18 protein-coding genes are annotated in these 20,383 nt (G+C 63.5%); 9 read left to right on the top strand and 9 right to left on the bottom strand.

What is annotated here, in order from left to right; translation table 11 throughout:
* Position 1 precedes the first annotated feature (1 nt).
* The 3 genes from APH28_RS19035 to APH28_RS19025 form a co-directional block, all read right to left on the bottom strand.
* On the bottom strand, positions 2–1,501 hold the full coding sequence (locus APH28_RS19035; RefSeq protein WP_082432340.1) for a sensor domain-containing diguanylate cyclase: 1,500 nt from the start codon (positions 1,499–1,501) through the stop codon (positions 2–4).
* A 231-nt stretch (positions 1,502–1,732) separates the two neighbouring features.
* Positions 1,733–2,140 carry an N-acetyltransferase gene (locus tag APH28_RS19030; RefSeq protein WP_256250020.1) on the bottom strand — a complete coding sequence of 136 codons (408 nt, stop codon included), beginning with the start codon at positions 2,138–2,140 and terminating at the stop codon, positions 1,733–1,735.
* A 226-nt stretch (positions 2,141–2,366) separates the two neighbouring features.
* Positions 2,367–3,593: an MFS transporter gene (locus tag APH28_RS19025; protein WP_060512060.1), complete on the bottom strand. Its 1,227-nt coding sequence runs from the start codon at positions 3,591–3,593 to the stop codon at positions 2,367–2,369.
* Between the two features lie 366 nt (positions 3,594–3,959).
* On the opposite strand from APH28_RS19025, the gene APH28_RS19020 reads away from it, so the two are divergent.
* On the top strand, positions 3,960–4,223 hold the full coding sequence (locus APH28_RS19020; RefSeq protein WP_060512058.1) for a DUF2790 domain-containing protein: 264 nt from the start codon (positions 3,960–3,962) through the stop codon (positions 4,221–4,223).
* Between the two features lie 405 nt (positions 4,224–4,628).
* Positions 4,629–6,053, top strand: a complete 1,425-nt coding sequence (locus tag APH28_RS19015; protein ID WP_060512056.1) for a PLP-dependent aminotransferase family protein — start codon at positions 4,629–4,631, stop codon at positions 6,051–6,053.
* Here APH28_RS19015 and panB read toward each other — a convergent pair.
* Together panB and APH28_RS19005 are read right to left on the bottom strand one after the other, a co-directional pair.
* Positions 6,041–6,856 carry a 3-methyl-2-oxobutanoate hydroxymethyltransferase gene (gene panB, locus APH28_RS19010; RefSeq protein WP_060512054.1) on the bottom strand — a complete coding sequence of 272 codons (816 nt, stop codon included), beginning with the start codon at positions 6,854–6,856 and terminating at the stop codon, positions 6,041–6,043. The genes APH28_RS19015 and panB overlap by 13 nt on opposite strands.
* Before the next feature lie 271 nt (positions 6,857–7,127).
* On the bottom strand, positions 7,128–8,981 hold the full coding sequence (locus APH28_RS19005; protein ID WP_060512052.1) for an ABC transporter ATP-binding protein: 1,854 nt from the start codon (positions 8,979–8,981) through the stop codon (positions 7,128–7,130).
* Positions 8,982–9,250: 269 nt separating this feature from the next.
* Here APH28_RS19005 and APH28_RS19000 point away from each other — a divergent pair, with 269 nt between their 5' ends.
* Together APH28_RS19000 and APH28_RS18995 are read left to right on the top strand one after the other, a co-directional pair.
* The gene (locus APH28_RS19000) at positions 9,251–11,092 is read left to right on the top strand and encodes a potassium transporter Kup (RefSeq protein WP_060512050.1); all 1,842 of its coding nucleotides are present in this window, start codon (positions 9,251–9,253) and stop codon (positions 11,090–11,092) included.
* Between the two features lie 79 nt (positions 11,093–11,171).
* Complete coding sequence (locus APH28_RS18995) at positions 11,172–11,429, top strand: hypothetical protein (RefSeq protein WP_060512048.1); 258 nt, start codon at positions 11,172–11,174, stop codon at positions 11,427–11,429.
* Positions 11,430–11,472: 43 nt separating this feature from the next.
* On the opposite strand, the gene APH28_RS18990 is transcribed toward APH28_RS18995, so the two are convergent.
* Positions 11,473–11,757, bottom strand: coding sequence for a hypothetical protein (locus tag APH28_RS18990; RefSeq protein WP_060512046.1), 285 nt, complete (start codon positions 11,755–11,757; stop codon positions 11,473–11,475).
* A gap of 347 nt (positions 11,758–12,104) precedes the next feature.
* Between APH28_RS18990 and APH28_RS18985 the strand changes: the two genes are divergently transcribed.
* From APH28_RS18985 to xth, 5 genes are all read left to right on the top strand, one after another.
* Positions 12,105–13,034, top strand: coding sequence for a LysR family transcriptional regulator (locus APH28_RS18985; RefSeq protein WP_060512044.1), 930 nt, complete (start codon positions 12,105–12,107; stop codon positions 13,032–13,034).
* A gap of 110 nt (positions 13,035–13,144) precedes the next feature.
* Positions 13,145–14,215, top strand: a complete 1,071-nt coding sequence (locus tag APH28_RS18980; protein ID WP_060512042.1) for a C45 family peptidase — start codon at positions 13,145–13,147, stop codon at positions 14,213–14,215.
* Positions 14,216–14,273: 58 nt separating this feature from the next.
* Complete coding sequence (locus tag APH28_RS18975; RefSeq protein WP_082432338.1) at positions 14,274–15,677, top strand: MFS transporter; 1,404 nt, start codon at positions 14,274–14,276, stop codon at positions 15,675–15,677.
* Complete coding sequence (locus APH28_RS18970; RefSeq protein ID WP_060512040.1) at positions 15,646–15,888, top strand: hypothetical protein; 243 nt, start codon at positions 15,646–15,648, stop codon at positions 15,886–15,888. The genes APH28_RS18975 and APH28_RS18970 overlap by 32 nt, the downstream gene beginning before the upstream one ends.
* Complete coding sequence (gene xth / locus APH28_RS18965) at positions 15,885–16,676, top strand: exodeoxyribonuclease III (RefSeq protein WP_060512038.1); 792 nt, start codon at positions 15,885–15,887, stop codon at positions 16,674–16,676. Before APH28_RS18970 ends, xth begins: the two co-directional genes overlap by 4 nt.
* Before the next feature lies 1 nt (position 16,677).
* Here the strand turns inward: xth and APH28_RS18960 are convergent, their stop codons facing one another.
* Genes APH28_RS18960 through APH28_RS18950 form a run of 3 tightly spaced genes read right to left on the bottom strand, consistent with a single transcriptional unit; the run spans position 16,678 to position 20,380 of the window.
* Complete coding sequence (locus APH28_RS18960) at positions 16,678–18,879, bottom strand: xanthine dehydrogenase family protein molybdopterin-binding subunit (RefSeq protein WP_060512036.1); 2,202 nt, start codon at positions 18,877–18,879, stop codon at positions 16,678–16,680.
* Complete coding sequence (locus APH28_RS18955) at positions 18,876–19,877, bottom strand: xanthine dehydrogenase family protein subunit M (RefSeq protein WP_060512034.1); 1,002 nt, start codon at positions 19,875–19,877, stop codon at positions 18,876–18,878. Before APH28_RS18955 ends, APH28_RS18960 begins: the two co-directional genes overlap by 4 nt.
* Positions 19,874–20,380, bottom strand: coding sequence for a (2Fe-2S)-binding protein (locus APH28_RS18950; protein ID WP_060512032.1), 507 nt, complete (start codon positions 20,378–20,380; stop codon positions 19,874–19,876). The genes APH28_RS18955 and APH28_RS18950 overlap by 4 nt, the downstream gene beginning before the upstream one ends.
* Positions 20,381–20,383 lie beyond the last annotated feature (3 nt).

Raw genomic sequence — 20,383 nt, 5'->3', positions numbered from 1 at the left:
TTCAGCCGATATGCAAACAGTTGCGCCCTGCGCCCTTGGCCCGATAGAGCGCCTGGTCGGCGCGCGCGAGCAGGGCTTGGCCGCTCTTCAGTTCATCACCCGTCGCGCAGGCGATGCCAATGCTCACGGTCACCTGGGCAAACGGGCTGTCCTGGTGGGCGATGGGTTCCTTGCTCAGGCAATCGAGCATTGCCTGAGCGACAATGGCCGCGCCGGCAATGTCGGTACCGGGCAGGATCGCGGCCAGCTCCTCGCCGCCATAACGGGCCAGCAGATCGGGAGGGCGACGCACGCAGGCCGATAGCCGCTTGGCCACCCGGTGCAGGCAGGCATCACCGGCCGGATGGCCATAGGCGTCGTTGTAACGCTTGAAGTGGTCGATATCGATCATCAGCAGGCTCAAGGTGCCTGCACTGCGCTGTGCCCTTCCAGCCTCCTGGGCCAGGGCCTGATCGAAACTGCGGCGGTTGGCCAACCCGGTCAGTGCGTCGTGCATCGCCAGGCGTTCGAGCTGCTGGTTGCTGTCGAGCAGCTGTTGCTGGGCCACCCTCAGGTCACCCTCTGCCAGGCTGCGCCGACACATGGCGCGGATCAGCAGCCAGCCGATGGTGCCGGTCAGGCCCAGTAGCGCGCATACCACCAGCAGCGACAGTTGCGCCTCCAGCCGCCAGGCTGCCAGTGCTTCACGCTGCCCCAGGGCAACGGTGGTCACCAGCGGCAGCTGGTCACTCTTGCGAAACGCATATAGGCGCTCGACGCCGTCCAGGCTGGACGTGAACGAGGCGGTGCCGACCGACTTGTCGATCAGGTACTTGGTGTAGATCGGCGACTGGGAGAAGTTGCGCCCCATGTCCTGCTCGCGAAACGGGTAGCGCACCAGCAATGCGCCGTCGGTATAGGACAGCCCGATGGCGCCCTCACGGCCGACGTCGATCTGACCGAACAGGTGCAGGAAGTTCTCGATCCCCAGCGTCACCGCCACCACGCCGGCGAATTCGCCCTTGGCATCGTTGAAGCGACGACTGATGGTAATCACCCATTCCTGGTTGGCGCGGCTGCGGATGGGCAGGCCGATGAACGACTCGCGCGAAGGGTCGTCGCGGTGATGGATGAAGTACGCCCGATCGCTGCTGTTGGCACCGGCCGGGATGGGGCGATTGGACGACATCAGCCAGCGTCCGTCCCGGGCGTAGACGGTAATGCCGCTCAATTGTGGCATCAGCGGCTGTTGCCGGTCGATCAGCTGGCTCAGCCTTAGGATCTGTGCCGGCCCACTGCCTTCGGTTTCCAGGCGCTCCACCAGGCCGAGCAGGATCAGCGAACTTTGCCGCACGATACCTTCGGAGTAGGTGGAAAGTGCCTGGGTGAGGTTCAGGCCATGGGTGTTGATGTCTTCCAGTGCGCGTTCACGAGAAGCCATGACTTTCCATAGCGTCAACGAAGCGAGTGAGCAACCAATGACCGATAGCAAAAGGACAACGAGGTGGATGTCGCGCTTCACGTTAGTACCTGAGAGAAATCCCGATTTCGACGCTGGCGATCATTGGCTGAAGGCCATGGCAGTTAGCCATTCCTGGCATAGCGCAAGGATACAGGGGAGTCGAATCGAATCGCAGTAGCTACGTGATGTACTTGGGCATCTCGATAGGCTGATTGTTGCAGCTTAATGGCGGCTTACGATCTCTGGCGCGCGGGTGGGCGGGGTGAAGTGGCTTGATGCCGGGGGCAACGCCTACCTTGCCGCTGGCCTGGCGGGCTGGCGCTTGACGAAAATGAGCTCCGGGTCGCCGTCATCCAGATTTTCGACATAGCCACTTTGGATGTAGCCGAGTTTGCCAAGCAGTTTTTGCATCGGTTCATTGGAGGCATTCGTCGAGGTGAAAAGCTTTACGGCCCCGCACTGGAACTCCAGGGCTCTTAGTATTGCCGAGCCGACACCGCTGCGGCGCTGCGAGTCCCTGACCATGATGAGCGGGATGAAGGCTTGGCCAAAGAACGAAAAATCAACGACGCCATATCCCAGTAAACTTGCTGCGTCGTGAGCCTCCACTGCGACCCAGCATTGGCTGGCAGTCACTGCTTGTGCAATGAATGCCCGGCGCTTGGGCTCCCGGTGGGCGATTGCATCGAGATCAACCAAGCTTTCGATATCGTTGCTGCAGGCGAGCCTTACATTTAACCGTCGCGTCATGGTCACACCGCAAGTGGGCTGGGAATCAGGCTGGAAATCGTAGTGTAATGATGACCGCTGCCCATATTGCAATACATCCTCTTGCTCATCTGATCCCTATGGCGAAGGGCAGCTTTGGGTCGTTAGCGGCCACCCGCAAGGTGAAGCCTACGACCCATCACGAACGATCTTCCCCTCAGCCAGCCTGCGTCGCCAGGCTGTTGCTGACGTTCCGCCCGAGCACCAGCACTGTGACAAACCCGCAGCCCACCAGAGCCGTAGCCAGGCTCAACAGCACCGAGCTGCCCATCTGGTCGACGATACGCCCACCAAAAAACGACCCCAGCGCGATAATCACCTGGAACATCGCCACGAACAGCGGCATGCCACGTTCAACATCCTTGGGCGCCACCACGAACATCCAGATGCTGGAGCAGGCCGGAAACGCGCCAAAGGCGAAGCCCCAGAGCGCGATCAGCATCGCCGCGCCGGTCAAGCCGGTGGCGAAGTAGGGGAACAGCGCGGTGCTGACGCCGATCATCACCGCCACCAGCATCAGTGTGTGGCGCACGCTCTGGTTGGCGGCGTAGCCGGCGAACAGGTTGCCGATCACCCCGGCCACGCCGTAGAGCAGTAGCAGTGAGCCGATGGTCGACCCGTCGAAGCCGGAGCTCTGCTTGAAGAACGGCGCCACATAGGTGTACGCGGCAAAGTGCGCCAGGCCGATCAGCAATACGGCGATCAGGCCAACCCGGGCTTGCGGGTTGATGAACAGCGCCGGCAGGTCACGGATGTGAATGGCCTTGTCCGGGTTGAGCCGCGGCAGTAGGAACAACTGCGCCAGCAGTACCGGTACGCCGACCAATGCGGTGACCAGGAAGGTCATGCGCCAGCCCAGCAGGCCGCTCAGCCAGGTCCCAACGGGCACGCCCAGCACCGTGGCCAGGGTCACACCGGCCATGATGATCGAGGTGGCCCGGGCCACGCTCACGCCCTTGGGCGCCAGGCGGCCGCTGAGGGCAATGGCGGTGGCCCAGAAGCCACCGATGCTGATGCCCAGCAGCACGCGGCCGAACAGCAGCAGGCTGAAGTCGCTGGCGTAGGCCACCACCGAGTTGGCGATGATCATGATCAGCGTCAGGCCGATCAGCAGGAAGCGCCGGTCCATGGCGCCGATGCCCACCGACAGCAGCGGCGCGGCGAGGGCGGCCATGATGCCGGGCAGGGTGACCATCAGCCCGGCGTGGCCGGCGCTGATGCCCAGGTCGCTGGCAACGTCGTTGAGCACGCCCACCGGCAGAAACTCGCTGGTCACCAGGGCGAAGGCACCCACGGCGACGGAGAGTATCGCCAGCCACTGCTGTTTAACGCTCTGTTGATCATGTTCGGGACGGCCGTGAGAGGCCTGACTGACGCTTGGCATGTTCCTGATTCCAAGGTGAGGTCGCCTGTTGCAGGCGAAGGGGGAGGGAAAATTGAAGGCGATTATAAAAGCCGGCAGTGATACGTCGACAGGCGAGCCGCTCGATAGTACTCATCAATGTGATCGATAGGACGCGCTGGGTAGAGCGTCTGGGGCATGCGTTCAATGTTGTTTGCAGCGCAACGCCGCGTCGATTTGTATCACAGCGTATCCAGCGCTGCTGCCGATACGCTGTGAGTCGATCCACCCGGTTTCGAGACACAAGCCAGGTACGTACCGGGCTTTAAATGGGCTCCATCGAAGCGAAGCAGTAACGCCTCGGTTCAAACGAACAAATCGCCCATTTGAAACCCGGAGAACCTTACCATGAACCGCAAAGCCGTTTACGCCGCCTGCCTGTTTGCCGCCCTGAACGTCTGCACCCTGGCCGCCCGCGCCGAAGCTGCCGACAAGGTCCGCGACTACACCTATGGTACCCAGCTGGACATCAAGAAAGTGCTGTCGACCAGCCAAGACGCAGCGCCGACCTGCGGGGTGGTCAATGCCCGGCTAACCTACCTCGACTCCCACGACCAGACCCAGGTGCTGAGCTACCGCACCACTGCCAGCAACTGCATCGGTGAGAACTGAGGCAGGTACGCCCTGGCTTGATAAAGGAGTCATTACATGAACTGGTAAGCACATCAGCGAATAGTGAGAGTGCTGCCCACGAGAACGGCCTCTCGACCGACCTGCTGCGCCGTTAGGAGGAGCTGTGCAGAAGTCTGTTTCATAAAAAGGGGAAGCGGAATTTTTCCGCTCAGCTGTAATCTCTTTCCCAAATTGACACTGGCATCCTTTATCCGTTGCGGTCAAAAGTGCAGAGCTCTAGTCTCGGCGTGTCGCTGCGCATCAGCGAGACGGAGCAGGCATTCATATTCAGGCTATCCATAACAAGCCCAAGGCTTGCGTGGCGGTGGCTGCCACCGCCACAGTCAGGTGATGCGCGGTATCTCCGTGTAACCTGTGGCAGCATTTGCCAAGTGACGCTTAAGTATGGATGCGAAGAAAACCACCCAATCCAGCTACACCTACCAGGCGGTATACCGCTATCTGCTCGACTGGATCGAAGCGGCACCATCGGACGTCGAGCAGCGCTTGCCATCGCTGCGCCAACTGGCCTTGCGCTTGAATGTTTCCGTATCCAGCACCAAGTACGCCTATTCGCTGCTCGAGGATGAAGGGCGGGTGTATGCGCGCCCCAAGCTCGGCTATTTCACCCGGGCCAGCAGCACGCCATTGCTTGCCGAACGTTCACCGAGCCTGCTCGACACCGTGTTCTCCAGTGCTCGTCAGCCCGGCATGCTGGCCCTGAGCAGTGATGCCCCGGCCATGCTGCTGTCGCTGGAAAAACCGTTGCTGATGATCGAGCGCGAACTCGCGCGCCAGTATCCGCGATCACACGCGCCGCTGTACCAACCGTTCGGCGAGATGGAGTTGCGCAGCGTGCTGGCAGACCTTTACACCCGTTCAGCGCATCGCTGCTGGCAGGCCGAACATGTGTTCGTCGGCTCCGACCTGCGCAGCATCCTGGAGCTTTCGTTGCGCGCGCTGGGCCTCGAAGGCAAGGTCGCGTTGGTCGAGTCTCCCTGTAGCTGGGCGGTGCTCAGGCAGCTGCTGGCTGCGCGCATGACCATCATCGAAGTGCCGCTGGGCGAGGATGGCCGCTTCGACTTGGCGCAACTTCGGCAGGTGCTGAGGAGTGAGCCGGTGCACCTTGCCGTGTTGTCGTCGGCGACCAGCGTGCCGCATGGCGGCCTGATGCCGGCGGCGGACAAGCAGCAGATATGCCGTTGGTTGGCTGAGCAGGATGTGTGGCTGTTCGAGAACGATGGCTATGGTGAGTTCTGTTTCCAGGCCGGGGCACCGCGCTATCGCGATTTCGCAGACCCTGACCGGCTGTTGGTGTTCTCCACCTTCGACAAGGTGATCGGTTCGGAAGCACCCTATGGCTACCTGCTATGCCGGCGCCATATCGAGCGGCTGCAACACTTGTTCCTGGAGCGTGCCTTTCGCCTGTCGCCTATCCGCCAGAAGGCCATTGCCAAGCTCTTCACCTCACGTCGGGTCGAGCAACATGTGCAAACGCTGCGCGCCATGCTGCGTGAGCGCATGCAGCATATGAAAGCCCTTCTGGAAGCTCACGGCCAGGGCTACCTGCGCATTATCGAACCGCAAGGTGGCGCGAGCTTCTGGCTGGAATCGACCCGGCCGGTGGAAATGCGCCGGGTCTTCGAGCGGTTGCTGGCGCAGCGTATCGTCATCGCGCCTGGGGAAATCTTCAGCCAGAGTGGCCTTTGGCGCTGTCACCTGCGGCTGTGCTACACGCTGGATTGGAGCAAGGACATTCCCCAGGCGCTGCTATGCCTGGTCAAGGCGATCCAGGACGAAGCCATTCAGGACAGAGTTCAGACGCCATAGCAGTGGCGCATCTCGGGAAAGGTCCCGTCGCGCACTTCGTCACCGAAGCGGGCACACGCCTCGCGGATTATCTGGGCCACGTCGGCATATTGCTTGACGAAGCGAGGCACATGGTCGCCACCCAAACCCAACAGGTCCTCGGTGACCAGAACCTGGCCATCGCAAGCCGGTGACGCACCAATACCGATGGTGGGCTTGTCGCTGGCGTCGGTGATTGCCTTGGCCACGGGTTCCGCGACCCCCTCCAGCAACAGGCCGAAAGCGCCGGCCTGCAGGTTGGCCCGGGCATCGGCGCGCAAGGCCGCGCTGCTTTCGGGGCACAGCCCCTGGGCCTTGTAGCCGCCCATGACATTGACGAACTGGGGCATCAGGCCGATGTGAGCCATGACCGGTATGCCGCGCGCGACGAGAAAGTCCACGGTACTGGCCAAGGCCTGATTGGCCTCCAGCTTGACGGCGTCGCAGCCGGTACTGGCGAGCACTTGGGCACAGTTGCGAAACGCCTGCTCATGGGATTCCTGGTAGCTGCCGAAGGGCATGTCGGCAATCACGCAGGCCAGCCGTGTGCTGTCGACCACCGCCCGGGTGTGGGCGATGGTTTCATCCAGGCGCATGCCCAGGGTGGATGGGCGGCCGTAGCCGACCATGGCGGTGGAGTCACCGACCAGGATGAAATCGACCAAAGGGTCGATCACCTTGGCGATCGCGCTGGAGTATGCCGTCAGCGAAACGATCTTTTGCCGGCCTTTCATGGCCACCAGCTGTGGGATCGTCAGTCGTCTGTTGCGGATATGCGTGCTCATCAGTGTCTCATCTCGACATGTGGCCAGTGATGTCCTGATTATCGAGCCGTAAAAAGGGAACTCAATGCACAGATATCACCTGAAAACCGACACAGATGTCTCAGCGCGATGAGTGATGTTAGCGGTGACCCTGTGGGAGCGGCTTTAGCCGCGAAGAAGCCACCGCGGTGGATGGCACCGGCTTCGCCGGTTTTCGCGGCTGAAGCCGCTCCCACAAGGATTGCATCCGCCTTCGGGTATTGAGCATGTCAGAAGTCCTGACAGTGCGTGGTTACTCCAGCGCCTCAACCACCCCCTGATCCTCACCGAGGAACCCACCGCTCTGGTGCTGCCACAGCCGCGCATAGGTACCGTTCTTCGCCAGCAGTTCGCTGTGGCTGCCTTGCTCGATGATGCGCCCCTCGTCCATGACGATCAGCCGGTCCATGGCGGCGATGGTGGACAGCCGGTGGGCGATGGCGATCACGGTCTTGCCCTGCATCATCTCGTCGAGGCTCTCCTGGATGGCGACCTCGACTTCCGAGTCCAGGGCGCTGGTAGCCTCGTCCAGCAGCAGGATCGGGGCGTTCTTGAGCATCACCCGGGCGATGGCGATGCGCTGCCGCTGGCCGCCGGACAGCTTGATGCCGCGCTCGCCGACCAGGGTGTCGTAGCCGCTGTGGCCGTCGCGGTCGCTGAGCTGGCGGATGAAGCCATCGGCCTGAGCGTTGGCAGCGGCCCGCTGGATCTGCGCCTCGGTGGCGTCCGGGCGGCCGTAGGCGATGTTGTCGCGGATCGAGCGGTGCAACAGCGAGGTGTCCTGGGTGACCATGCCGATGGCGCTGCGCAGGCTGTCCTGGGTGACCTGGGCGATGTTCTGCCCGTCGATGCGGATCTCGCCGTGGTCCACGTCATAGAAGCGCAGCAGCAGGTTGATCAGCGTCGACTTGCCCGCACCGGAGCGGCCCACCAGGCCGACCTTTTCGCCGGGGCGGATGGTCAGGCTCAGGCCATCGAGCACCTGGCGCTCGCCGTTGTAGTTGAAGCTGACGTTGTCGAAGGTCACCGCGCCGCCGCGGGTTTCCAGCACGCCGGCATTCGGCACGTCCTGGACCTTGGGGCCGCGGGTGAGGGTGGCCATGCCGTCCTGCACGGTGCCGATGTTCTCGAACAGCGAGGTCATCTGCCACATGATCCAGTGCGACATGCCGTTGATGCGCAGGGCCATGGCCGTGATCGCGGCCACTGCACCGGTACCGACCTGGCCCTGGTGCCACAGCCACAGGGCGTAGCCGCCGGCACCGAAGATCAACCCGACCACCAGCGCCTGGTTGACGATCTCGAACTGGCTGACCAGGCGCATCTGGCGAAAGCCGGTCTGCTTGAAGTCTTCCATCGCCGCCCGGGCGAAATGCGCCTCGCGCTTGGAGTGGGAAAACAGCTTCACCGTGGTGATGTTGGTGTAGGCATCGGACACCCGCCCGGTCATCGACGAGCGCGCATGGGCCTGTTCCTGGCCGACCTTGCCCAGGCGCGGCACGAAATACAGCATGGCCAGGCCGAATAGTGCCAGCCAGGCAATGAATGGCAGCATCAGCTTGGCCGCGAAACCACCGGCCAGGGCAATGATGGCGATGAAGTACACACCGATGCCCGGGACGATCTCGATCACCGTGAACAGCACTTCGCGCACGGCCAGCGCGGTCTGCATCACCTTGGTGGTGACCCGGCCGGAGAACTCGTCGGAGAAGAACGACAGGCTCTGGCGCAGCATCAGCCGGTGGAAGTCCCAGCGCAGGCGCAGCGGCAGATTGATCGCCAGCACCTGGTGCTGCATCAGCGTGCGCAGGGCCACCAGCACGATGCTGGCGATCAGCAGCAGGCCCACGCCCCACAGCACACGGCTTTCTTCCGCGCTTACGCCACCGCCGGCCTGCCAGTTTGAGAGCAGGTCCACCACCTGGCCGAGGAAGGAAAACAGCCAGGCCTCGTAAATCGAGACCCCGGCACTGAACAGTGCCAGCGCCAGGATGTAGCCGCGCGCGCCGCGGGTGCAGGCCCACAGGAAACGCAGCAGGCCGACCGGGGGCGGCGGTGCCTCGTCGGGCGGGAAGGGGTCGAGCCAGCGTTCAAAGGCACGAAACATGAGGGTCTCCGGGTTTACTCGCTAGCAACAACCATACAGCACATTTCAGGTGGGAAGCGGCGCTCGGTCTCACAGCCGCTGCACCTTCCAAGGCGAACCCCTATTTTTTTACGCTCTTTTTACGACTGAACTGGCCGCCTGCAAGGATACTGGCCGCGCGATGCTCAAGGACGGCATGCATCTCCAACTGCCAGTCCAGAGAGCCTTTCGTGAGCCAATCCGCCGTCGCTGCAAACCTACCCCAACCCAGCAAATCTACCGCTGTCGGCATGCTCGTCGCTGCTGTCGGCGTGGTCTATGGCGACATCGGCACCAGCCCGCTGTACACCCTTAAAGAAGTCTTCGCCGGGCACTACGGCGTCCAGGCCAACACCGTCGGCGTGCTCGGTGTACTGTCGCTGGTGTTCTGGTCACTGCTGTGGGTGGTGTCGCTCAAGTACGTGCTGTTCATCTTGCGCGCCGACAACCAGGGCGAGGGCGGCATCATGGCCCTGACCGCGCTGGCGCACCGCGCGGCAGCGCCTTACAAGCGGTTGGGCAGGGTACTGGTGCTGCTCGGCCTGTTCGGCGCGGCGCTGTTCTACGGCGACAGCATGATCACCCCGGCGGTGTCGGTGTTGTCGGCCGTGGAAGGCCTGCAACTGGCTTTCGATGGCATCGAGCATTGGGTCGTGCCGCTGGCGGTGGTCCTGCTGGTGGCGCTGTTCCTGATCCAGAAGCACGGCACCGCGCGCATCGGCATCCTGTTCGGGCCGATCATGGTGTTGTGGTTCGTGGTGATAGGCGCCCTAGGCATCCACGGGATCGTCCAGCAGCCGGAAGTGCTGCAGGCACTCAGCCCAGTCTGGGCGGTGAAGTTCTTCATCCTCCACCCCGGCATGGGCGTGGCCATTCTCGGCGCCGTGGTGCTGGCGCTGACCGGCGCCGAAGCGCTGTACGCCGACATGGGGCATTTTGGCCGCAAGCCGATTGCCCGCGCCTGGTTCCTGCTGGTGCTGCCGGGGCTGGTGCTGAACTACTTCGGCCAGGGGGCGCTGATCCTCGGCAACCCGGAGGCAGTGCGCAACCCGTTCTACCTGCTGGCGCCGGAATGGGCCCTGCTGCCCATGGTCGGGCTGGCCACCCTGGCCACCATCATCGCCTCCCAGGCGGTGATTTCCGGGGCGTTCTCCATGACCCGCCAGGCTATCCAGCTGGGCTATGTGCCGCGCATGTTCATCCAGCACACGTCCAGCGAGGAGCAGGGGCAGATCTACGTCGGCATGGTCAACTGGGCGCTGATGGTCGGCGTGGTACTGCTGGTGGTCGGCTTCGAGTCGTCCGGGGCATTGGCGGCCGCCTATGGCGTGGCGGTGACCGGTACCATGCTGATCACCACGCTGCTGGCATCGGCGGTGGTGCTGTTACTGTGGAAGGCCCCGCGTTGGTTGGCGGTGCCGATGTTGCTGGCCTTCCTGCTGGTCGACAGCCTGTTCTTTGCCGCCAATGCCCCGAAAATCTTCCAGGGCGGCGCCTTCCCGGTGATTGCCGGGGTGGCGCTGTTCGTGCTGATGACCACCTGGAAACGCGGGCGCAAGATCATCGTCGAACGGCTGGACGAGCATTCGCTGCCGCTGGAACTGTTCATCACCAGCCTGCAGGCGCAGCCCCCGCACCGGGTGAGTGGTACGGCCGTTTTCCTCTCTGCGCGCCCTGAGGCGGTGCCCCACGCACTGCTGCACAACCTGCTGCATAACCAGGTGCTGCATGAGCAGGTGGTGCTGCTGACTGTGGTGTTCGAGGACGAGCCGCGGGTCAGCGTCGGCAAACGCTTTGAAGTCGAGGCGTTCGGTGATGGGTTCTACCGGGTCAGCCTGCACTTCGGCTTCATGGAAGAGCCCAACGTGCCGTTGGCATTGAGCCGTTATCCCCATGCGGACCTGCAGTTTGGCCCGATGCGCACCACCTACTTCCTCAGCCGCGAGACAGTGATCGCCGGCAAGCAGCAGGGCATGGCCCGCTGGCGCGAGCACCTGTTCGCCTTCCTACTGAAAAACGCCAACAGCAACCTCAAATACTTTCAGCTGCCGCTGAACAGGGTCATCGAACTGGGCACCCAAGTGGAAATGTAGCGGTAAAGCGCGATTAAGCATGAGCAGACTTGATGCTTTCATATATTGCGACTAATACTAAATGGCTGCCAAGAGAGGGATGATCATGCAGACGCGCTTCGTTGTGGTTCCCGCCTTACCGCCAGAGAAGGAATATCTGCAGAGATGCGCAGGCTTTCCCAAGGTATTGGGCAAGGGCTACGACCTTTATGACACGCTCGACAAGCTGAGGCTGACGCTGAATTTTCCTACGCGCGCTGAAGCAGATCACGCGTGTGCCTGCCGCAATGGCTTGCGGGACACAAGTGATGAGGACGCTTGCGGGGGGCTTTCGGGGTGGTGTGCCGCTGAGATCTGAGGCACCAGAGCGGCAGGGCCGCCCTGGTGCAAACGGGGCAGTATCAACGATCCTGGTCTTTCTGCTGGGTGTCGCCCTGAGTGGATTGCCCACCCATGCGGCCGGTATCGCCAGAAGTCTGGTTATCGCCAGCCTGGCCACCCTGACGGCCGGTGTCTCCTGACTTTTCCCAATCCTTGTTCATCTTGTCTTCAGGTTTCTGCCCGGACTGCTGGCCGCCTTTCTGCGAACCAGACATGTCGCCTTGGCCGCCCTTGCCGCCAGCATCCCCCGCACCGGCCTGGTTGCTGCCGCCTTGGTTTCTATCTTTGTCTTGATTGTTAGCCATGATCGCTTACCTCAAGTCAGACACAGAACGTTCTGTGTTCACGTGTGACTGACGAAGGTTGCAGCGCTCTGCAAAAACTTTCGTTTAATCGGACGAGACGCTTTAACCAACCTCGGACCAACCATTAGCGGGTAAAAACCTGTCGAAGCGACGATCGCGAGATTTGCAAATAGACCTCGCAGTGGCGGGTAGTTTTCTTCGCTACAGAGCAACAATCTCTATTCCACGATTGCCTTGCTGCAAGCAATGGCGCGGGCGATGCCTATTCAGTTTGCCGGCATTTAGAGGTTTGATGGCATGAGCGTTAATCGTTTCGCCTCTTCGTTTGTGCCTGACAGGAAGAATCCATGGACAAGATGATGGCCCTGACCATCTTCGTCGCAGCCGCCGAACACGGCAGCTTCAGCCGTGCGGCCGAGCAACTGGGCAAGACGCCGTCGGCGATCACCAAGGCCGTTGCGCACCTGGAAAGCGAACTGGGCGTGCGCCTGTTCGAGCGCACCACCCGGCGCATGGCGCTGACCGAGGCCGGTAATCTGTACCTGGACGGTGCCCGTCAGGCGCTGATGCACCTGCAACGGGTGACCGAGGAGGTGGAGCAGCTGCAGCACGCGCTGCGCGGCACCCTGCGCATTACTGCGCCGCCGTCGTTCGGGCCGGCGTTTCTCAACCAGGTGTGTTGCCGCTTCATGCGTGAGCACCCACAGGTGCGCCTGGAGGTCAACCTCAATGATGCCAACGATGACCTGATCGATGGCGGTTACGACCTGTCTTTGCGCGATGGCCCCACCGACCAGCCGGAGCTGATCGCCCAGCCGCTGATCGAGAACCGCGTCATGCTCTGCGCCAGCCCCGCCTACTTGGCGCGCCGCGGCGACGTGATCACCCTGGACAACTATGCCCAGCACGACTGGCTGCTGCTGCGCCACCCGCTGCTCAACCGCAGTTTCTGGTGGATCGAGCACGAGGGCCAGACCTTGCGCGTGCGTCAGCCCACGCCGAAGCTGGTGAGTGACAGCTTCGATTTCCTGCTGGCTTGCCTGCTCGATGGCCAGGGCCTGCAGTTCGTGCCGACCTGGGGCGCCGCGCCCTACCTGGCCAGCGGCCAGCTGGTGGAGGTGATGCCTGACTACTGGCGGGCGCTGAGCGCGTTCGGGCCGTGGGTACATGTGCTGTACCTGCCGCACCGGCGCAATACCCGCAAGGTCCAGGCGTTCATCGCCATGCTGCATGAACACTTGCACGGGCAAGGCGCACCCGTGCTGGGTCGCGGCTGAGTTTTTCCCCCGCGGCACAAAAGTTGTGCGGATTGTGGCAATGATCGGTGCGGGAACGCTGGTTAGGCTTGCACGGGTCACCTGACCACCGCGTACCAGGAGTTCCCGCAGTGAAGATCCACACCTTCGTCACCGATATCCGCACCCCCCTCGAACGCGGCCGCCAGATTGGCGAACGCTTTGCCGAGCAGATCTGCGCCACCACGGCCCTGTACCTGGATTTCTTCCCACGGGTGGGGGTGTCGCTGGCCGAGGCGCAGCGCATCGGTGAAAACAGCCTGGCCGCCCTGGAGGCGTGGAGCCCGAGCCTGGCCGCGGAAGTGGTCGGCATGGCCGACGGCGCCGGCCTGCCACTGTGGCAACTGGCGAGCCTCAACGCCCGCACCGAGGTGCTCGCTGCCCGTACCCGCCACAGCGAATGCTCAACCACCGTGCACGCCCCCCGTGGGCCGCGTGCGCCGCAGACCCTGCAGACCTGGGACTGGCACGACAGCCTGTGCCCCCACGGCCTGATGCTGGCGCTGCACACCGAGCGCGGCATGCAGGTCAAGCTGTTCTGCGAGTTCGGCATGCTGGCCAAGCTGGGCGTGAACAGCGAGGGCCTGGGCCTGCACTTCAATATCCTGCACCACAGCAGCGATAACGACAGCGGCGGGGTGCCGGTGCACGCCATCGCCCGGCGCCTGCTGGAGGAGGCCAGCAGTGTCGAGGAGGCCATCGAACTGGCCCGTTCGGCGCGGGTCAGCGCCTCGACCGTGCTGACCGTGTTCTCCCGCCTCGACAGCAGCCCGCGCGCGGTCAGCATCGAGCTGAGCCCCGAACGCACGGCGCTGGTGCTGCCCCGTGAAGACGGCTGGCTGCTGCACACCAACCACTTCCTCGACCCGCAGCTGAGCCAGGGCGAGCAGGTCGCCGACCGCGCCGATACCCAGTGCCGCCTTGGCCACCTGGAGCAGGTCATCGGCCAGATGGGCAGCGCCGACCTGCGCGCCCGTGCCGAGGCCATGTGCGGCGCTGCGGGCGACAGCGCGCCGATCTGCTTCCACCCGGACATGGCCATGCCCGACACCGAGCGCTGGGAAACCCTGCTCAGCGTCGGCATCGATACCGAACGTTGCCTGCTGGAGTACGTCGCCGGCACCCCCGTGCACCTGGCCCGGGCCGGCTTCCAAACCTTCTGAGCCACACCGGCTGCAGCCTGCCCAGGCTGGCTGCGCCCGCTGAACGAGAACAACAACAATGCATTCGCAACAGACTCAGCCTGCGTCCTCCCGCTCGGCGTTCCGTACCTTCTGTGTTTCCGGCATGGGTACAGCGCTAGAGTTCTACGACTTCATCATCTATGGCACCGCCGCCGCGCTGGTGTTTCCCCAGGTGTTCTTCCCGCAGATGGACCCCCTGACCGCTACCCTGGTGGCGTTCAGTGCCTTCGGCGCGGGCTTTCTCGCCCGCCCGCTGGGCGGCCTGGTATTCGGCCACTTCGGTGACCGCATCGGCCGGCAGAAGGTGCTGGTCAGCACCTTGCTGCTGATGGGCCTGAGCACCTTCCTCATCGGCTGCCTGCCCGGGCATGCCAGCGTCGGCGTGGCCGCACCGATCCTGCTGGTGCTGCTGCGCCTGATCCAGGGCTTTGCCGCGGGTGGCGAGTGGGGCGGCGCCGCGCTGTTCGGCATCGAGTCGGCACCCCCTGGGCTGCGCGGCCTGTGGGGCAGTTTCACCAGCATGGGCATCGGCGTCGGCGGCATTTTCGGGGCTGCGGTGTTCGCCATCGTCAGCGCGGCCTTCAACGACAACCTGGTCGATTTTGCCTGGCGCATTCCGTTCTGGCTGGGCGGCACCCTGGTGCTGATCGGCCTGTACGCCCGGCTGAAGGCGCCGGCAACGGCCATTGCAGCTGAGGCCAAACCTGCGCGCGCACCGCTGGCCGAGGCCCTGCGCCGGCGCCCACGGCAGCTGCTGCTGTGCACCGGGATCGCCTTTGGTTACTGCACCATCGCCTATATCGGCAGCACCTTTTTCCTCACTTATGCCACGCAGGTCGGGTTTGGCAGTACCCAGGCGCTGATGTTCGACCTGGCGCTGTCGGTGGCCATCGTGTTCTCGGCGCCGCTGTTCGGCTACCTGTCGGACTGCCTGGGCCGGCGCGTGGTGATGGTTTTTGGCGCGGTGGTCATGGCCATGGGGTTGTTCGCGTTCTTCGCGCTGGTGGGTTTGAAGAGCTTCGCCATCGCTTTGTGCGCCTATTGCCTGACCGGCCTGCTGATGGGCGCCACCCAGGGCCCGATCCCGGCTTTCCTGGGCGAGCAGTTCCCGCGCAGCATGCGCTATTCGGGGATTTCCGCCAGCTACCAGATTGGCGCAGCACTGGGCGGCGGCACGGCGTCGAGCATCGCCACGGCGATCCTGATCCTCACCGACCACAACCCGTCGGGCGTGGCGCTGTACGGGGCAGCGGCGCTGGCGCTGGTCGCGGTGTGTTCGCTGATGCTGCGTGAAACATCAGGCTTGAGCATGGCGCAGATCGATGAAAAGGATGACAGCGACGCTGCGGTTGAACGTTGCCATACGGCAGGGCTCATACATGCAAAGGGCACAGCGAGGAGCGTCACCCATGAGCATCGAACGCAGCATCCCCGAGCTTGAGGCCTGGTACGCGCAGTACGACGACATCAGCTATCGCCGCGAGTCGCCGGATGCCTACCACCATGAACTGGTTCGCACCGCCGAGGCGCTGCGCGACGATGGCGCCATCGACTGGGACGACTGGCTGGCGCTCAAGGCGCTGGCCGATGACGCCCATGTCCATGCGCTGGAGGATGCCGTGCAAGCCCACGTGAGCGACCCGGACGCATGAAAGCGCTGAAGATCGCCACGTTCAATATCAACGGCATCCGCAGCCGCTTGCCGGCACTGCTGGCCTGGCTTGAGCGCGAGCAGCCGGACATCGCCTGCCTTCAGGAACTCAAGGCGCCCGACGCGCAGTTCCCTCGCCAGGACCTGGAGGCGGCAGGCTATGGCTGCCTGTACCAGGGGCAGCCGTCATGGAACGGCGTGGCGATCCTGGCCCGTGGCAGCGAACCGCTGGAGGTACGCCGGGATTTGCCGGGCATGGAGGACGACCCCCAGAGCCGCTATCTGGAAGCCGCCGTGCATGGCGTGCTGGTGGCCTGCCTGTACCTGCCCAACGGCAACCCGCAGCCAGGGCCGAAGTTCGACTACAAGCTGCGTTGGTTCGAATGCCTGATCGAGCATGCCAAAGGGCTATACGCCAGCGGCCACCCGACGCTGCTGGCGGGCGACTTCAACGTGGTCCCCACCGACATGGACATCTACAACCCACGCTCTTGGCTGAAGGACGCGCTGCTGCAGCCCGAGTCGCGGGCGTGCTACCAGCAGCTGCTTGACCAAGGCTGGGTCGATGCCATTCGCCATCTGCACCCCGACGAGCGCGTGTACACGTTCTGGGATTACTTCCGTAATCACTGGGCGCGCAACGCCGGGTTGCGCATCGACCACCTGTTGCTTAACCCGGAACTTGCCCCTTACCTGAAGCGGGCCGGCGTCGACGCCTGGGTGCGTAACGAAGCCAAGGCCAGTGACCACGCGCCGGTATGGATCGAGCTGAGTAGCCGCAAACGTTGAATTACAGCAGCTTGTCGAGGGTTATCGGGAACTCCCGCACGCGTTTACCCGTGGCGTGGTAGATCGCATTGGCGACAGCCGCCGCCACGCCGACCACGCCGATCTCGCCGACGCCTTTTGAACCGAGTTCATTGACGATATCGTCCTGTTCGTCGACGAAAATCACCTCGATATCAGCGACATCGGCGTTCACCGGTATGTGGTACTCGGCCAAGTTGTGATTGAGGATCCGGCCTAGCGCGTGGTCAGCTTGCGCCTGTTCATGCAGGGCCATGCCCACCCCCCACACCACACCGCCCAGTATCTGGCTGCGAGCCGTTTTTGGATTGACCACGCGTCCTGCTGCCACGGCAGTGACTACCCGGGTGACGCTGATCGAACCCAGATCCTCATCTACTTGCACTTCGACAAAGACTGCCGAATGGGTCGCGCTTGAGAACGGCTCACGCTTGGCGCTGGGTTGAGCCTCGATCTGAACCTCCAAAAAGCCCTCGGCAGCGTTGGCGGCAATGTCGCGAAGTGCGATGCGCTGATTGCCGAATTGAAGGTGACCGTCGGCGAAGCTGATGGCTTCGCCAGGCAGCCCGGCCAGCGCTGGATAGGCCAGGCGTGCACGCTCCAGTATCTTGCTGCGCAGGATCTGGCACGCTTGCTGGACTGCCGAACCCACCGATGAGACGGTAAACGAGCCACCCTGCAGCGGCGCGGTGGGCAATGAGGAGTCGCCCAGCAGGAAGGTGACGTCCGCCACCGGCAGGCCAATGGCGTCGGCAGCGATCTGGGTCATGACGGTGTAGGTGCCGGTGCCGATATCGGTCGTCGCGCTGCTGACGGTCAGGTGACCTTGCGCGTCCAGCCGTGCCTTGGCGCTGGCTTTCATCTGCATGGCTTCCCAGACCCCGCCCGCCATGCCCCACCCGGTCAGTTGCCTGCCCTTGCGCATGCTGCGCGGTGTGGCATCGCGTTTCTCCCAACCGAAGCGCGCGGCGCCCTGGTCGTAGCAGGCAAGCAGTTCCTTGCTGGAGTAGGGCTTGCCTTCATTACCGTTTTCGTCGGTGAAATTGACCCGGCGCAGTTGCACAGGGTCAAGTTCCAGCGCACAGGCCAGTTCATCCATCGCGCATTCCAACGCAAGTACGCCGGAGCCTGCACCGGGCGCACGCATGTCCAGCGGGGTGTATACGTCCAGGGGCGTAAGGCGATAGCTCAGCGCGACGTTGTCGCAGCGGTAAAGCATGCCGCTCCATTCCACCAGGTGCTCTGTGAAATCCTCGAAGCGTGATGTCTGGCCGATGGCGTCATGGGCGATCGCCAGCAACCGGCCATCGGCGCTCGCACCCAGACGCAGGCGCTGCTGCGTGCGTGGCCGGTAGCCAAAGGTGAACATCTGCTGGCGGGTAAGCGTCACCCGCACCGACCGTTTCAATTGCAGTGCCGCCATCACGGCCAGGGGCAGCTGATATTGCGGGCGCAACCCGGAGCCGAAGGCGCCGCCGACGTAAGCAGCCAGTACCCGGACCTTGTCCTTGGGCAGGCCGAACACTTTGTGCACATAATCCTGGCAGTTTTGCGTGCCCTGGGTCTTGTCGTGAATCTCCAAGGTATCGCCGGCCTTGTAAAAGACGGTCGACGCATGGGGTTCCATGGGGTTGTGATGCTCATTGGCGGTCTGGTAGGTCGCATCGACTTTCACGGGCGCCAGGGCGAATTGCCCGGCGAAGTCGCCACGCGGCGCTGGTGTTTCGGCTGGGGCCTCATGGCTCTGTTCGAGTGCGGCCAGCAGGTCTGTCTGGTGCGGCTCTTCGCTGTAGGTGATCTTGACCCGCGAGCCTGCGTAGCGGGCCAGTTCAAGGTTCTCGGCAACGACCAGCGCCAGCGGTTGCCCGCTGTACAGCACGCGATCATTGAACAATGGACGAAAGGGCGCGCCCTCTGCAGAGTCTGCGTCGCTGTAGTCGTCGTCATAGCTGGACACCCGCGGGCGATGGAGGTGGTCCAGCACAGCTATGACGCCGGGTACTTTCATGGCTTCGCTGCTGTCGATGGCGAGCACTCGACCGCGGGCGATGGTGCTGCACACGACGCTGCCGTGCAGCAGCCCAGCGCCGGGATATTCACCGGCATAGCGCGCCTGGCCGGTGACCTTGGCCACGCCATCCACGCGGTCCAGGGGTTGGCCGACAAGGGGTGTCAGGCTGTTCATGGCAGGGCTCCAACGTGTGCTGTACCCAAGGCTGCCTCGCTGAGCGCACGGATGATGGCTCGGTGCGCGAGGGCAACCTTGAAAGCGTTTTGACTGAGCGGACGCGCGCCTTGCAGCAACGCATCGGCCGCCTGCGTGAACACTGCCTGCGAAGGCCTCTGGCCTTGCAATGCCTGCTCAGCGGCGGGTTGCCGCCACGGCTTGTGCGCCACGCCGCCGAGCGCAAGGCGGGCGTCCTTAATCATGCCGCCCTCGATCTGCAGGGCTGCCGCGACCGATACCAAGGCGAAGGCATAGGACGCACGGTCACGGATCTTCAGGTACTTGCAGTGCGCCGCGAACGTGGGCGGCGGCAACTCGACGGCGGTGATCAGCTCGTCATCGGCCAGCTGGTTATCGCGTTCCGGTGCGTTACCGGGCAGCCGGTGGAAGTCTGCGAAAGCGATCTGGCGCTCACCGCCCCGGCCCTGCACATGCACCACGGCCTCCAGTGCCGCCAAGGCGACGCACATGTCAGAAGGGTGGGTAGCGACACAGGCATCGCTGGCGCCGAGGATCGCGTGGATCCGGTTCAGGCCCGTTCGCGCCGGGCAACCACTGCCGGGCTCGCGTTTGTTGCAGGGGGTGCCAGTGTCGTAGAAGTAATAGCAGCGTGTGCGCTGAAGCAAGTTGCCAGCGGTGCTGGCCATGTTCCGCAATTGCGGCGAGGCACCGGCCAGGATCGCCTGCGACAGCAGTGGGTAGCCTTGCTCGATCAGCGGGTGCCAGGCCAGCTCGGCATTGCTGACCAGTGCGCCGATGCGCAAGCCGCCGGTTGCCGTCGCTTCGATGGCCTTGAGCGCCAAGCCTGTGATGTCGACCAGGTGCTGCGGACGCACCACGTTCTCTTTCATCAGGTCGAGCAGATTGGTGCCACCGGCAATGAACCGTGTCGACGGTCCGGCGAGGTTGATGGCTTCGCTCACGGAGGCAGGTTTGTGGTAACTGAACGGGCTCATTTGGGCACCCCCGGTATCAGCGGCAGGGCTTCTTCAACGGCGGCGACGATATTGCCGTAGGCGCCGCAGCGGCACAGGTTGCCACTCATTTGCTCGCGTATGGCTTCGCGGCTGCTGGCCCGCCCTTCGTGGGCAAGGCCGATGGCCGAGCAGATTTGCCCGGGGGTGCAATAGCCGCACTGGAACGCGTCGTGGGTGATGAAGGCACGTTGCATGGGGTGCAGCTGATCGCCATTGGCCAGCCCTTCGATGGTGACCAGCTCGGCGCCGTCGCACATGACCGCCAGGGTCAGGCAGGCATTCACCCGCCGGCCGTCCCGCAACACGGTACACGCGCCGCACTGGCCGTGGTCGCAGCCTTTCTTGGTGCCGGTCAGGTCCAGCTGTTCGCGCAGCAGGTCCAGCAGCGTCGTCCAGGGCAGGACCTGCAGCGAGCGGGCCTGCCCGTTCAATGTCAGGCTTATGGGGTGCGCCTGGGCGTCTTCGGGAGTGATTGCACGCATGGG

Origin of the sequence: Pseudomonas sp. NBRC 111124 (genome assembly GCF_001320245.1) — a bacterium.
Classification (GTDB): Bacteria; Pseudomonadota; Gammaproteobacteria; order Pseudomonadales; family Pseudomonadaceae; genus Aquipseudomonas.
The sequence above is the reverse complement of the archived record's forward strand: the minus strand, read 5'-3'. Positions and strand labels throughout refer to the sequence as shown.

What these genes read in the sequence shown, in the direction of transcription:
- APH28_RS19025 (WP_060512060.1), bottom strand. Translation starts at nt 3,593, where the DNA reads ATGCCAAGCGTCAGTCAGGCCTCTCACGGCCGTCCCGAACATGATCAA.
- APH28_RS19020 (WP_060512058.1), top strand. Translation starts at nt 3,960, where the DNA reads ATGAACCGCAAAGCCGTTTACGCCGCCTGCCTGTTTGCCGCCCTGAAC.
- APH28_RS19015 (WP_060512056.1), top strand. Translation starts at nt 4,629, where the DNA reads ATGGATGCGAAGAAAACCACCCAATCCAGCTACACCTACCAGGCGGTA.
- panB (WP_060512054.1), bottom strand. Translation starts at nt 6,856, where the DNA reads ATGAGCACGCATATCCGCAACAGACGACTGACGATCCCACAGCTGGTG.
- APH28_RS19005 (WP_060512052.1), bottom strand. Translation starts at nt 8,981, where the DNA reads ATGTTTCGTGCCTTTGAACGCTGGCTCGACCCCTTCCCGCCCGACGAG.
- APH28_RS19000 (WP_060512050.1), top strand. Translation starts at nt 9,251, where the DNA reads ATGCTCGTCGCTGCTGTCGGCGTGGTCTATGGCGACATCGGCACCAGC.
- APH28_RS18995 (WP_060512048.1), top strand. Translation starts at nt 11,172, where the DNA reads ATGATCATGCAGACGCGCTTCGTTGTGGTTCCCGCCTTACCGCCAGAG.
- APH28_RS18990 (WP_060512046.1), bottom strand. Translation starts at nt 11,757, where the DNA reads ATGGCTAACAATCAAGACAAAGATAGAAACCAAGGCGGCAGCAACCAG.
- APH28_RS18985 (WP_060512044.1), top strand. Translation starts at nt 12,105, where the DNA reads ATGGACAAGATGATGGCCCTGACCATCTTCGTCGCAGCCGCCGAACAC.
- APH28_RS18975 (WP_082432338.1), top strand. Translation starts at nt 14,274, where the DNA reads ATGCATTCGCAACAGACTCAGCCTGCGTCCTCCCGCTCGGCGTTCCGT.
- APH28_RS18970 (WP_060512040.1), top strand. Translation starts at nt 15,646, where the DNA reads ATGAGCATCGAACGCAGCATCCCCGAGCTTGAGGCCTGGTACGCGCAG.
- xth (WP_060512038.1), top strand. Translation starts at nt 15,885, where the DNA reads ATGAAAGCGCTGAAGATCGCCACGTTCAATATCAACGGCATCCGCAGC.
- APH28_RS18960 (WP_060512036.1), bottom strand. Translation starts at nt 18,879, where the DNA reads ATGAACAGCCTGACACCCCTTGTCGGCCAACCCCTGGACCGCGTGGAT.
- APH28_RS18955 (WP_060512034.1), bottom strand. Translation starts at nt 19,877, where the DNA reads ATGAGCCCGTTCAGTTACCACAAACCTGCCTCCGTGAGCGAAGCCATC.
- APH28_RS18950 (WP_060512032.1), bottom strand. Translation starts at nt 20,380, where the DNA reads ATGCGTGCAATCACTCCCGAAGACGCCCAGGCGCACCCCATAAGCCTG.